At 70.1% G+C, this 12460-nt stretch carries 11 protein-coding genes; 9 read left to right on the top strand and 2 right to left on the bottom strand.

Annotated features, from left to right (window positions below):
- The first annotated feature begins 84 nt into the window (after positions 1 to 84).
- The 6 genes from eccD to AB4039_RS02740 all read left to right on the top strand — a co-directional run bounded on the left by eccD (position 85) and on the right by AB4039_RS02740 (position 7271).
- Positions 85 to 1662 carry a type VII secretion integral membrane protein EccD gene (gene eccD, locus AB4039_RS02765; RefSeq protein WP_442269894.1) on the top strand — a complete coding sequence of 526 codons (1578 nt, stop codon included), beginning with the start codon at positions 85 to 87 and terminating at the stop codon, positions 1660 to 1662.
- A 171-nt stretch (positions 1663 to 1833) separates the two neighbouring features.
- Complete coding sequence (gene rpsO / locus AB4039_RS02760) at positions 1834 to 2121, top strand: 30S ribosomal protein S15 (protein ID WP_030227598.1); 288 nt, start codon at positions 1834 to 1836, stop codon at positions 2119 to 2121.
- A 285-nt stretch (positions 2122 to 2406) separates the two neighbouring features.
- Positions 2407 to 4629, top strand: a complete 2223-nt coding sequence (locus AB4039_RS02755) for a polyribonucleotide nucleotidyltransferase (RefSeq protein WP_266844075.1) — start codon at positions 2407 to 2409, stop codon at positions 4627 to 4629.
- The gene (locus AB4039_RS02750; RefSeq protein WP_266842723.1) at positions 4626 to 6005 is read left to right on the top strand and encodes a M16 family metallopeptidase; all 1380 of its coding nucleotides are present in this window, start codon (positions 4626 to 4628) and stop codon (positions 6003 to 6005) included. The genes AB4039_RS02755 and AB4039_RS02750 overlap by 4 nt, the downstream gene beginning before the upstream one ends.
- Before the next feature lie 26 nt (positions 6006 to 6031).
- Entirely contained in the window at positions 6032 to 6784 is a 753-nt protein-coding gene (gene dapB / locus AB4039_RS02745; protein ID WP_266842725.1) for a 4-hydroxy-tetrahydrodipicolinate reductase, read from the top strand.
- A 16-nt stretch (positions 6785 to 6800) separates the two neighbouring features.
- Positions 6801 to 7271: a hypothetical protein gene (locus AB4039_RS02740; RefSeq protein ID WP_266842726.1), complete on the top strand. Its 471-nt coding sequence runs from the start codon at positions 6801 to 6803 to the stop codon at positions 7269 to 7271.
- 40 nt (positions 7272 to 7311) lie between these two features.
- On the opposite strand, the gene AB4039_RS02735 is transcribed toward AB4039_RS02740, so the two are convergent.
- Complete coding sequence (locus AB4039_RS02735) at positions 7312 to 7866, bottom strand: PH domain-containing protein (RefSeq protein ID WP_266842728.1); 555 nt, start codon at positions 7864 to 7866, stop codon at positions 7312 to 7314.
- 48 nt (positions 7867 to 7914) lie between these two features.
- Entirely contained in the window at positions 7915 to 8154 is a 240-nt protein-coding gene (locus AB4039_RS02730; RefSeq protein ID WP_266573617.1) for a hypothetical protein, read from the bottom strand.
- 262 nt (positions 8155 to 8416) lie between these two features.
- Here AB4039_RS02730 and thyX point away from each other — a divergent pair, with 262 nt between their 5' ends.
- From thyX to AB4039_RS02715, 3 genes are all read left to right on the top strand, one after another.
- On the top strand, positions 8417 to 9157 hold the full coding sequence (thyX, locus tag AB4039_RS02725) for an FAD-dependent thymidylate synthase (protein WP_030227608.1): 741 nt from the start codon (positions 8417 to 8419) through the stop codon (positions 9155 to 9157).
- A 199-nt stretch (positions 9158 to 9356) separates the two neighbouring features.
- The gene (dapA, locus tag AB4039_RS02720) at positions 9357 to 10256 is read left to right on the top strand and encodes a 4-hydroxy-tetrahydrodipicolinate synthase (protein ID WP_442269893.1); all 900 of its coding nucleotides are present in this window, start codon (positions 9357 to 9359) and stop codon (positions 10254 to 10256) included.
- A 115-nt stretch (positions 10257 to 10371) separates the two neighbouring features.
- On the top strand, positions 10372 to 12057 hold the full coding sequence (locus AB4039_RS02715; RefSeq protein WP_266842733.1) for a ribonuclease J: 1686 nt from the start codon (positions 10372 to 10374) through the stop codon (positions 12055 to 12057).
- The last annotated feature ends 403 nt before the right edge of the window (positions 12058 to 12460 follow it).

Raw genomic sequence — 12460 nt, 5'->3', positions numbered from 1 at the left:
CGGGCGTGGAGGGGGACTCCTCCGCGCCCGGTGATCCTACTTGCCGACAGTCACACCCCCGCCGGGTAGGGTGGCGCGCGCAGCATGCGCATCCGCGAATCCGACGCCGCCACCGGCGCCAATCAGGGGGTCCCACAGGTGAGTACGGCCGAGGCGACGGGGTTCTGCAGGGTCACCGTCGTGGCTCCCGACAGCCGCATCGACGTCGCCCTCCCCGAGGACATCGCCGTCGCCGACGTCTATCCGGAGCTGCTGCGCCTCACCGGCCAGACCCAGCCCGTCGGCGCCCCCACCGGATTCCACCTCGTGCGCCGCTCCGGCGCCGTCCTCGACGGAGCCCGCACCCTCGCCGCCCAGCAGGTCCTCGACGGCGAGGTGCTCAGCCTGCGCCCCTTCGCCGAGTCCCTGCCGCCGGCCGTCTTCGACGACGTCTCCGACGCCGTCGCCGCGGCGGTCGTGCGCGACCGGCACCGCTGGAGCGACGACATGCTGCGCGGGGCGGGCCTGGCCGGCGCCGCCCTGCTGCTCGTCCTGCTCGGGTTCGTCCTCTGGTACGCCGACCCCCTCCGGCACGACATGCACGGGCTGCCGGGGATCATCGCCGGGGCGGTGGGCGTCCTGCTCACCGCCGCCGCCGGGGTGCGCGCCCGCGTCTACCGCGACCGCGGCTCCGCGGTCGCGCTCGGCCTGGGCGGCCTGCCGCACCTCCTGATCGCCGGCTCCGGCATCGTCGCCGCCGGAGCGGGCCACGGTCCGGGCCGTCTGCAGTTCCTGCTCGGCTGCCTCTGCGTGCTCGTCGCCTCCGTGGCCCTCGTGGCGCTCACCCCGCACGGCGACGCCCCCTTCGTCGCGGCCACCTTCCTCGCCGCCACCGGGACCCTGGCCACCTTCGCCGCCATCGCCGCCGAGGCCTCCGCCACCGCGACCGCCGCCGTCTGCGCCCCCGTCGCCATCGGGCTCGTCGCCTTCCTCCCCGGCCTCTCGGCCCGCTTCGCCCGGCTGCCCATCGGGTACGCCGCCCCGCGCAGCGCGGCCGAGTACATCGAGTACCCGGCAGGGACCCCGGACCGCTACGAGAGCGCCCCCGGCCTCGACCCGGACGCCCCCGCCGCCCCCGGGCACGACCAGGGCGCCCCGCTCGACGCCGAGCAGATCGCCGCCCAGGCCCGCCGCGGCCACGAGATGCTCCTCGGCCTGGTCGGGGGCTGCGCCGCCGTGGTCGTGGGCTCGGCCGCCGTCCTCGGCTTCTCCGACAACACCTGGGGCCGGCTGCTGGCCCTGGCCGCGGGCCTGGCCATGCTGCTGCGGGCGCGACTCTTCCGGTACACCTCCCAGGTGGTCTGCGCCCTCGTCGCCGGCCTGGCCTCCGTGGCGCTGCTGGTCCTGGGCCTCGCGCTGCACCCGCCCATCGATCTGATGTTCGACTTCGTGCGCTACCACGACCGCGGCGGCCTGGACCTCCGTACGATCTGGCTCTCGGCCGCCGTCGCCGCCGGCGCGGCCCTCCTCGCGGGAATTGCGCTTGTCATCCCCCGCAAGGGCCTGTCACCCTTCTGGGGACGGCTGCTCGACCTCACCGAGGCCGCAGTACTGCTCAGCCTGGTCCCGCTGACCCTGGCCGTGCTCGACGTCTACGGCCGCGCCCGCTCTCTCACCAGCTGAGACGGCGCGACCCGGCAGCCTGGTACGCTGTGTGACGGCCGTTTGTGTACGCGCCCCCGGACATCCTCTGGAGGCTGCGCTCAGCGGACCCCGCCTCCCGAGTTACGGAAGATCCCCAGAGAATTCGACCTGGGGCACTCGGTGGCTACGAAGACCAAACGAGGAGTACGCGTGCCGCTCGACGCCGCTACGAAGAAGCAGATCATCGCAGAGTTCGGTGCCAAGGAGGGCGACACCGGCTCTCCCGAGGTCCAGGTCGCGATGCTCTCCCGCCGCATCTCGGACCTGACCGAGCACCTGAAGGCCCACAAGCACGACCACCACTCCCGTCGTGGTCTGCTGATCCTGGTCGGCCAGCGTCGCCGCCTGCTGCAGTACCTGGCCAAGAAGGACATCCAGCGCTTCCGTACGCTGGTCGAGCGCCTCGGCATCCGTCGCGGTGCGGCCGGCGCCAAGTAAAGACGCTGTGAAGGGAGCGGTTCCCACACCGATGGGGCCGCTCCCTTTGCTGTACGTGCGCGGCGTACCGGACGCTTTGTAGTCTGGACACAGCGCACGACCGAAGAGGAGGAGCGCCGGCCCTACGCCGCCGGTCCTCGGTAGTGGCATCCGGAAATCCCCGTGACGGGGATCGGAACCGGGTGCTTCGATCGAAGACCGGCCCGCACGCCAGGAGCGCTTCTCCGAAACCGTCCCCCACCACACGGGTGGTGGACGGAGACGACGAAAATGGAGAAAACGCTAGTGGAGAACGAGACCCACTACGCCGAGGCCGTCATTGACAACGGTTCCTTCGGCACCCGCACCATCCGCTTCGAGACGGGCCGTCTGGCCCGCCAGGCCGCCGGCTCCGCCGTTGCCTACCTGGACGACGACACGATGGTGCTGTCCGCCACCACCGCGTCGAAGAAGCCCAAGGACCAGCTCGACTTCTTCCCCCTGACGGTGGACGTCGAGGAGCGCCAGTACGCGGCCGGCAAGATCCCCGGATCCTTCTTCCGCCGTGAGGGCCGTCCCTCCGAGGACGCGATCCTCACCTGCCGCCTGATCGACCGCCCGCTGCGCCCGTCCTTCAAGAAGGGCCTGCGCAACGAGATCCAGGTCGTCGCGACGATCATGGCGCTCAACCCCGACCACCTGTACGACGTCGTCGCGATCAACGCCGCGTCCGCGTCCACCCAGCTGGCCGGCCTGCCCTTCTCCGGCCCGATCGGCGGCGTCCGCGTCGCGCTGATCCGCGGCCAGTGGGTGGCCTTCCCGACGCACACCGAGCTCGAGGACGCCGTCTTCGACATGGTCGTCGCGGGCCGCACCCTCGAAGACGGCGACGTCGCGATCATGATGGTCGAGGCCGAGGCCACCGAGCAGACCATCGCCCTCGTCAAGGGCGGCGCCGAGGCGCCGACCGAGGAGATCGTCGCCTCCGGCCTCGAAGCCGCGAAGCCGTTCATCAAGGTCCTCTGCAAGGCCCAGGCCGACCTGGCCGCCAAGGCCGCCAAGCCCGAGGGCGAGTTCCCGGTCTTCCTGGACTACCAGGACGACGTGTACGCGGCCCTCGCGGCCGCCGTCAAGGGCGAGCTCTCCCAGGCGCTGACCATCGCGGGCAAGCAGGACCGCGAGGCCGAGCTGGACCGCATCAAGGAGATCGCCGCCGAGAAGCTCCTCCCGGCCTTCGAGGGCCGCGAGAAGGAGATCTCCGCCGCCTACCGCAGCCTGACCAAGGCCCTGGTGCGCGAGCGCGTCATCAAGGACAAGGTCCGCATCGACGGCCGCGGGCTCACGGACATCCGTACCCTCGCCGCCGAGGTCGAGGCCATCCCGCGCGTGCACGGCTCGGCGCTGTTCGAGCGTGGCGAGACCCAGATCCTGGGCGTCACCACCCTCAACATGCTCCGCATGGAGCAGCAGCTGGACACCCTCTCCCCGGTGACCCGCAAGCGCTACATGCACAACTACAACTTCCCGCCGTACTCCGTCGGCGAGACCGGCCGCGTCGGCTCCCCCAAGCGCCGCGAGATCGGCCACGGCGCGCTCGCCGAGCGCGCGATCGTGCCGGTCCTGCCGACGCGCGAGGAGTTCCCCTACGCGATCCGCCAGGTGTCCGAGGCCCTCGGCTCCAACGGTTCGACGTCCATGGGCTCGGTCTGCGCCTCCACCATGTCGCTGCTGAACGCCGGCGTGCCCCTCAAGGCCCCCGTCGCCGGCATCGCCATGGGCCTGATCTCCCAGGAGATCGACGGCAAGACGCACTACGTCGCCCTCACCGACATCCTCGGTGCGGAGGACGCCTTCGGCGACATGGACTTCAAGGTCGCCGGCACCAAGGAGTTCGTCACCGCCCTCCAGCTCGACACCAAGCTGGACGGCATCCCGGCCTCCGTCCTGGCCGCGGCCCTCACCCAGGCCCGCGACGCCCGCCTCCACATCCTCGACGTGATGATGGAAGCGATCGACACGCCGGACGCGATGTCCCCGTTCGCCCCGCGGATCATCACCGTCAAGATCCCCGTGGACAAGATCGGTGAGGTCATCGGCCCCAAGGGCAAGATGATCAACCAGATCCAGGAGGACACCGGCGCCGAGATCACGATCGAGGACGACGGCACCATCTACATCGGTGCCTCCGACGGCCCGGCCGCCGAGGCCGCCCGCGCCACGATCAACGCGATCGCCAACCCGACCATGCCGGAGGTCGGCGAGCGCTACCTGGGTACGGTCGTCAAGACCACCACCTTCGGTGCCTTCGTCTCCCTGATGCCCGGCAAGGACGGCCTGCTGCACATCTCGCAGATCCGCAAGCTCGCCGGTGGCAAGCGCGTGGAGAACGTCGAGGACGTGCTCGCGGTCGGCACCAAGGTGCAGGTCGAGATCGCCGAGATCGACCAGCGCGGCAAGCTCTCCCTGATCCCCGTGATCGACGGCGAGGCCGCCGGTGACGACGCTGACAAGGACGACTCCGACAAGTGACGTCGCGTAGTTCGCGTGTGACGGCCCGCCCCTCTTCGGAGGGGCGGGCCGTCGCCCGTACCCAAACCCTGCTCAAGGGGCAGAACGGCATCGGCACCGTCCGGCGCACCGTCCTGCCCGGCGGCCTGCGCGTCGTCACCGAGACGCTGCCCTCCGTCCGCTCCGCCACCTTCGGCATCTGGGCGAACGTCGGCTCCCGGGACGAGACGCCCACCCTCAACGGCGCCACGCACTACCTGGAGCACCTCCTCTTCAAGGGCACCGCCACGCGCAGCGCCCTCGACATCTCCTCCGCCATCGACGCGGTCGGCGGCGAGATGAACGCCTTCACGGCGAAGGAGTACACCTGCTACTACGCCCGGGTGCTCGACACCGACCTGCCGCTGGCCATCGACGTGGTCTGCGACATGCTCACCGGCTCGCTGATCCGCGAGGAGGACGTCGACGCCGAGCGCGGGGTCATCCTCGAAGAGATCGCGATGACCGAGGACGACCCGGGCGACATGGTCCACGACCTGTTCGCGCAGACCATGTACGGGGACTCGCCGCTCGGCCGCCCCGTCCTCGGCACCGTCGACACGATCAACGCCCTCGGCGCCGACCGGATCCGCCGCTTCTGGAAGAAGCACTACGATCCCACCCGCCTGGTCGTGGCCGCCGCCGGCAACGTCGACCACAACAAGGTCGTACGCCAGGTCCGCGCGGCCTTCGAGAAGGCCGGCGCGCTCGGACACACCGACGCGGCGCCGATCGGTCCCCGCACCGGCACCAAGCGCATCCGCACCGCAGGCCGCGTCGACCTGGTCAACCGCAAGACCGAACAGGCCCACGTGGTCCTCGGCATGCCGGGCATCGCCCGCACCGACGAGCGCCGCTGGGCCCTGGGCGTGCTCAACACCGCCCTCGGCGGCGGCATGTCCTCCCGCCTCTTCCAGGAGGTCCGGGAGAAGCGCGGCCTCGCCTACAGCGTGTACTCGTACACCTCGGCCTTCGCCGACACCGGTCTCTTCGGCGTCTACGCGGGCTGCCGGACCGGCCAGGTCCACGACGTGCTGCGGATCTGCCGCGACGAGCTCGACAAGGTCGCCTCCGAAGGCCTCACCGACGAGGAGATCCGGCGCGCCATCGGCCAGCTGTCCGGCTCCACGGTCCTCGGCCTGGAGGACACCGGCGCGATCATGAACCGGATCGGCAAGAGCGAGCTGTGCTGGGGCGACCAGATGTCGGTGGACGACATGCTGTCCCGCATCGCGGACGTGACCCCGGACGACGTCCGCGCGGTCGCCCAGGATGTACTGGCACAGCGGCCCTCGCTCGCCGTGATCGGCCCGCTCAAGGAGAAGCAGGCCGCCCGCCTCGACGAAGCGGTCGCCTAGTTCCGTACGGACACGAAGGAAGCAACATGAGCAAGCTGCGCGTGGCAGTCCTCGGCGCCCGGGGCCGCATCGGCTCCGAGGCGGTCAAGGCGGTCGAGGCCGCCGAGGACATGGAGCTGGTGGCGGCCCTGGGCCGTGGCGACAAGCTGGAGGCGCTCGCCGAGGCGGGCGCCCAGGTCGCGGTCGAGCTGACCACCCCCGACTCGGTGATGGACAACCTCGACTTCCTCATCGGCCACGGCATCCACGCCGTGGTCGGGACCACCGGCTGGACCGAGGACCGCCTCGCACGGCTGGACACCTGGCTCGCCGCCTCCCCCGGGACCGGGGTGCTCATCGCCCCGAACTTCTCCATCGGCGCGGTCCTCACCATGAAGTTCGCCGTCCAGGCCGCCCGCTACTTCGAATCCGTCGAGGTCGTCGAGCTGCACCACCCGAAGAAGGTCGACGCCCCCTCCGGTACGGCGACCCGTACGGCCCAGCTCATCGCGGCCGCCCGCGCCGAGGCCGGGCTCGGGGCCCAGCCCGACGCCACCGCGACGGCCCTCGACGGCGCCCGCGGCGCGGACGTCGACGGGGTCCCCGTGCACGCCATCCGCCTGCGCGGCCTGCTGGCCCACCAGGAGGTGCTCCTCGGCGGCGAGGGCGAGACCCTGACCATCCGTCACGACTCCCTGCACCACAGCAGCTTCATGCCGGGCATCCTGCTCGGCGCCCGCCGCGTGACGCAGACCCCGGGCCTCACCTTCGGCCTGGAAAACTTCCTCGACCTCGGCTGATGAGGCAGTAGCTCCCATGCGCGCGAAGATCACGTACTTCCTCACGGCCGCCGTCCTGGTCGTCTACTTCGTCCTGGTCGGCAGCCGGGGCGTGATGCTGCTCCAGCAGGGCACCTGGCTCACCGTCACCTTCGGTGCGGCCGTGCTGATCCTGCCGGTCATCGGCATCTGGTTCCTCTGGATGAACACCCGGTTCGTCACCCGCGCCAACCAGCTCGCGGCCGAGCTGGAGGCCGAGGGCGGCCTGCCCGTCGACGAACTGGAACGGGACGGCTACGGGCGGATCCTGCGGGACTCCGCCGACGAGGTCTTCGCGCGCCGCAAGGCCGAGACGGAGGACGCTCCGGGGGACTGGCGCAGCTGGTTCCGGCTCGCCGTGGCCTACCACGACGCCCGCGACACCCCGCGGGCCCGCAAGGCGATGCAGCGGGCGATCGCCCTGCACGCCGCCGCCCGGCCGGCACACGAAGGGCCCGTACAGGTCTGATCCCCGTACGGGCCCCACACGGGCGGGCCGCTCCCCGCCGTCAGGCGGGCACGGCCCGGTACTCCCGGGCCCACGCCTCCACCCGGCCGGCCGCGCGGTCGAAGGCCTCGCCCCGGGACAGGAAGTCGGCGCTGTGGTCGGTCAGCAGCACCGGGAGCTCCGCGCCGCCGTGCCCGGCCACCGTCAGGGCCTGTCCCTGCACGGTCCTCGGCAGCCCGAGCCAGCGCACCGGCTGCTGGACCTTGCGGACCGTGTCGATCTCGCTCCAGGCGATCGAGCGGGTCCCGAAGAACCCGACCCGGCGGAGTCCCGCCGGGCTCACCCACACGCCCGTGCGCAGCATGCGCAACGCGCAGCCGATCACGGTGAGCGAGGCGGCCCCGGCGACGGCGGCGCCGTCCCAGGTGCCGGCGAAGGCGATGATCACCGTGGCCAGCAGCATGAAGGCGGAGACCAGGAGCAGCAGCGCCGCGCCGGCGACCCGCCAGGGGCCGGGCCGGTAGGGGCGCCGCCAGCGTTCGGGATCCGCATGCGGGAGGGCTTCGTCCTCTTGTGCGTCGAATACGCCGTCGGCCGTCAAGAAGGGCAGGGGCACGGCTGGACCTCACTCACATGCACGTTCGGTTGGGCTGTGCCCGTGAGGCTACCGCCCCTCGGACGCCTCCGACTGCTGCGCCTTCTCGGTCGCCTTGTACGGCTGCAGCGCGGGCATCCCGAAGAGCAGCGAGCCGACGAGCCCTGCCACCACGGTCAGTCCGACCAGACTACGGGCGGCGATCTGGGTCTTGCTCAGACTCTCGCGCGGCGGCGGAGTGACGTTACTGCGGAATCGGTCGGCCTCGGCGACGAAGGCGAAGGGGACGGGTTCGCGCCGGCGAAACATCGGGAGCGACTCTCCTCACGGTCGGGCCCCTGGGGGCGCTGCGGACGGGACGGAACACGTTCTCCCTGTAGGACGAGCGGAGGGCCCAATCGGTGCCGGAATTCGGGACATTAACCAAAATTCATGGCGGTCCGTCAGCCGGTCGGGTGATGCGGGCGCGCCCGGAGCGGCCCTCCGGCGGGCCCGGCGCGTGCGCGGCCGCCCCCGGTCGGCGCCGTAGAGTGGGCGCGCCCCAGGAAAGACCCGTTCGGAAGGACCCCGCGTGAGCGAGACCGCCGCTTCAGACCAGAAACCCAGCTTCCGCAGCGATGTGACGGTGGAGCTGGTGAAGCACTCCGCCGCCGACTCCGACGTGCTGTGGGCCGCCCGCGTCTCCACGGCGGGCGAGCAGTCCCTGGAGGAGCTGCAGAAGGACCCCGAGCGGTCCAAGGGCCTCATCAACTACCTGATGCGCGACCGCCACGGCAGCCCCTTCGAGCACAACTCGATGACCTTCTTCATCAGCGCCCCGATCTTCGTGTTCCGCGAGTTCATGCGCCACCGCGTGGGCTGGTCCTACAACGAGGAGTCCGGCCGCTACAGGGAGCTCCAGCCGGTCTTCTACGTCCCCGACGCGGAGCGCAAGCTCGTCCAGGAGGGCCGTCCCGGCAAGTACGTCTTCGTCGAGGGCACCGAGGCGCAGCAGGAGCTGACGGGCCGGGTCATGGAGGACTCGTACCGCCAGGCCTACGAGGCGTACCAGGAGATGCTCGCGGCCGGCGTGGCCCGCGAGGTGGCCCGTGCGGTCCTGCCGGTGGGCCTCTTCTCCTCGATGTACGCCACGTGCAACGCGCGCTCGCTCATGCACTTCCTCGGTCTGCGCACCCAGCACGAGCTGGCGGCGGTGCCGTCCTTCCCGCAGCGGGAGATCGAGATGGTCGGCGAGAAGATGGAGCGGGAGTGGGCCAAGCTCATGCCGCTGACCTACGCCGCCTTCAACGGCAACGGTCGCGTTGCCCCGTAAGGCCCGATGCACGTGCGGCGTACAGATGTGCGGACCAAGTCCCAAGTGTCCGTATTGCGGCGTTTCGTAAAGTTCATCTAGGCTGATCAAACGGACCCGGCACTGCTTGAACCCCCGAGCAGGCAGTGCCGGGCTCCAACCCAGTGTTGACGTCCCCCGAGGGGACACTGCGAGCATGGCAGCGAGTAGCGTGTTACCCATGGCTCCGATCTCGACTCCGCAGACCCCCTTCGGGCGGGTCCTCACCGCCATGATCACGCCGTTTACGGCGGATGGCGCACTTGACCTCGACGGCGCGCAGCGGCTCGCCGTCCACCTGGTGGACGCAGGCAACGACGGCCTGATCATCAACGGCACCACCGGTGAGTCGCCCACGACCACCGACGCGGAGAAAAACGACCTCGTACGAGCCGTACTCGAAGCGGTCGGCGACCGCGCCCACGTCGTGGCCGGAATCGGCACCAACGACACCCGGCACACCCTGGAGCTCGCCCGCCAGGCGGAGCGCACCGGCGCCCACGGCCTGCTCGCGGTGACCCCGTACTACAGCAAGCCGCCGCAGGAGGGCCTCTACCGGCACTTCACGGCCATCGCGGACGCCACCGAGCTGCCGGTCATGCTCTACGACATCCCGGGCCGCAGCGGTGTCCCGATCAACACCGAAACTCTGGTCCGGCTGGCCGAGCACCCCCGTATCGTGGCCAACAAGGACGCCAAGGGCGACCTCGGCCGAGCCAGCTGGGCCATCGCCCAGAGCGGCCTGGCCTGGTACTCCGGTGACGACATGCTGAACCTGCCGCTCCTGTCGGTCGGCGCGGTCGGCTTCGTCTCCGTGGTCGGCCACCTGGTCAGTCCCGAGCTGCGTGCCATGCTCGACGCCCACCTGGGCGGCGACGTGCAGAAGGCCACCGAGATCCACCAGAAGCTGCTGCCCGTCTTCACCGGCATGTTCCGCACCCAGGGTGTGATGACCACCAAGGGCGCGCTGAACCTCCAGGGCCTGCCCGCGGGCCCGCTGCGCCTCCCGCTCGTCGGCCTCAGCGACGAAGAGACGGCGCAGCTCAAGATCGATCTTGCCGCCGGCGGGGTACAGCTCTGACAACAGACTTCACAACTGAATAACCAAGATCAGAATAGACAAAAGCAAGTGCACGAATGACATGCGCGCCGCGTGCCTCCAGGGGTACGTGGCGCGCGTGGTGAAGGAGAAACTTTTGAGCCATCCGCACCCTGAACTGGGCCCGCCGCCGAAGCTCCCGAAGGGCGGCCTGCGGGTCACCCCGCTGGGCGGTCTCGGCGAGATCGGCCGAAACATGACCGTCTTCGAGTTCGACGGCCGTCTGCTGATCGTCGACTGCGGTGTCCTCTTCCCCGAAGAGGAGCAGCCGGGCATCGACCTGATCCTGCCGGACTTCTCGTCGATCCGGGACCGTCTCGACGACATCGAGGGCATCGTCCTCACCCACGGTCACGAGGACCACATCGGCGCCGTCCCGTACCTCCTCCGGGAGAAGCCGGACATCCCGCTGATCGGCTCCAAGCTGACCCTGGCCCTCATCGAGGCCAAGCTCCAGGAGCACCGCATCCGCCCCTACACCCTTGAGGTGAAGGAGGGCGAGCGCGAGAACCTGGGCCCCTTCGACTGCGAGTTCATCGCCGTCAACCACTCCATCCCGGACGCCCTGGCCGTGGCCATCCGCACCGGCGCCGGCATGGTCGTGTGCACCGGTGACTTCAAGATGGACCAGCTCCCGCTGGACAACCGCCTCACCGACCTGCACGCCTTCGCGCGTCTGAGCGAGGAGGGCATCGACCTCCTCCTCTCGGACTCGACGAACGCCGAGGTCCCGGGCTTCGTCCCGCCGGAGCGCGACATCTCCAACGCCATCCGCGGCGTCTTCGCGGGTGCCCAGAAGCGGATCATCGTGGCGTCCTTCGCCAGCCACGTCCACCGCATCCAGCAGATCCTCGACGCCGCCCACGAGTACGGCCGCCGCGTCGCGTTCGTCGGCCGCTCGATGGTCCGGAACATGGGCATCGCCCGTGACCTGGGCTACCTGCGGGTTCCGGCCGGCCTGGTCGTCGACGTCAAGACCCTCGACGACCTGCCGGACGACGAGGTCGTGCTGGTCTGCACGGGTTCCCAGGGCGAGCCGATGGCGGCCCTGTCCCGCATGGCCAACCGCGACCACCAGATCCGCATCGTCCCCGGCGACACGGTCATCCTGGCGTCGTCCCTCATCCCGGGCAACGAGAACGCGGTCTACCGCGTGATCAACGGCCTGACCCGCTGGGGCGCCAACGTCGTGCACAAGGGCAACGCCAAGGTGCACGTCTCCGGCCACGCCTCCGCGGGCGAGCTGCTGTACTTCTACAACATCTGCAAGCCGCGGAACCTGATGCCGGTCCACGGCGAATGGCGCCACCTGCGCGCCAACGCCGAGCTCGGTGCCATGACGGGCGTCCCGAAGGACCGCATCGTCATCGCCGAGGACGGCGTGGTCGTCGACCTGATCGACGGCAAGGCCCGGATCTCCGGCAAGGTCCAGGCCGGCTACGTGTACGTGGACGGCCTTTCGGTCGGCGACGTCACCGAGGCCTCCCTCAAGGACCGCCGCATCCTCGGTGACGAGGGCATCATCTCGGTCTACGTCGTGGTCGACAGCACCACCGGCAAGGTCGTGAGCGGCCCGAACATCCAGGCCCGGGGCTCCGGCATCGAGGACCCGGCCTTCGGCGCGGTCGCCGCGAAGATCGAGGAAGCCATCGCCCGCGCCGCCGCCGACGGCGTCGCCGAGCCGCACCAGATCCAGCAGCTCATCCGCCGGACCATGGGCAAGTGGGTGTCGGACAGCTACCGCCGCCGCCCGATGATCCTCCCGGTCGTCGTAGAGGTCTGACCTCCGCGTTCGTAGCGACCTCACTGGAGCGGGGCAACCGGATTTGCGTCCGGGGGCCCCGCTCCAGTACGTTTACGTCTCCACCTCGCAGGGACCCGGGCACACACGTGTGCCCGTTGCCACGTGCGGGCGGGTGGGAATCAGAACCAGGGAGACCTGATAAAGTCTGATTCCACCCGAAAGGGAAAGGCCCCCCGAAGGCCATCGGAATTCCAATCCAGCCGGTAACGGCCAGGAAAAAGAATCTGATAGAGTCGGAACCGCCGGAAAGGGAAAGCGCGAATGCGCAGAACCTCGAAAGCACCGAGGAAATCGGACACGAAAGAGTCTGATAGAGTCGGAAACGCAAGAACACAGAACGAAAGCCCGGAGGAAAGCCCGAGAGGGTGAGTACAAAGGAAGC

It is taken from the genome of Streptomyces sp. M-16, from assembly GCF_052114405.1.
Taxonomy (GTDB): domain Bacteria; phylum Actinomycetota; class Actinomycetes; order Streptomycetales; family Streptomycetaceae; genus Streptomyces.
Note: the sequence above shows the minus strand (reverse complement) of the source record. Positions and strands in the feature narration are given on the sequence as shown.

Bases quoted from the DNA above. Each gene is read 5' to 3' on its own strand.
- eccD (WP_442269894.1), top strand. From the start codon at position 85: ATGCGCATCCGCGAATCCGACGCCGCCACCGGCGCCAATCAGGGGGTC.
- dapB (WP_266842725.1), top strand. From the start codon at position 6,032: ATGAGCAAGCTGCGCGTGGCAGTCCTCGGCGCCCGGGGCCGCATCGGC.
- AB4039_RS02740 (WP_266842726.1), top strand. From the start codon at position 6,801: ATGCGCGCGAAGATCACGTACTTCCTCACGGCCGCCGTCCTGGTCGTC.
- AB4039_RS02730 (WP_266573617.1), bottom strand. From the start codon at position 8,154: ATGTTTCGCCGGCGCGAACCCGTCCCCTTCGCCTTCGTCGCCGAGGCC.
- dapA (WP_442269893.1), top strand. From the start codon at position 9,357: ATGGCTCCGATCTCGACTCCGCAGACCCCCTTCGGGCGGGTCCTCACC.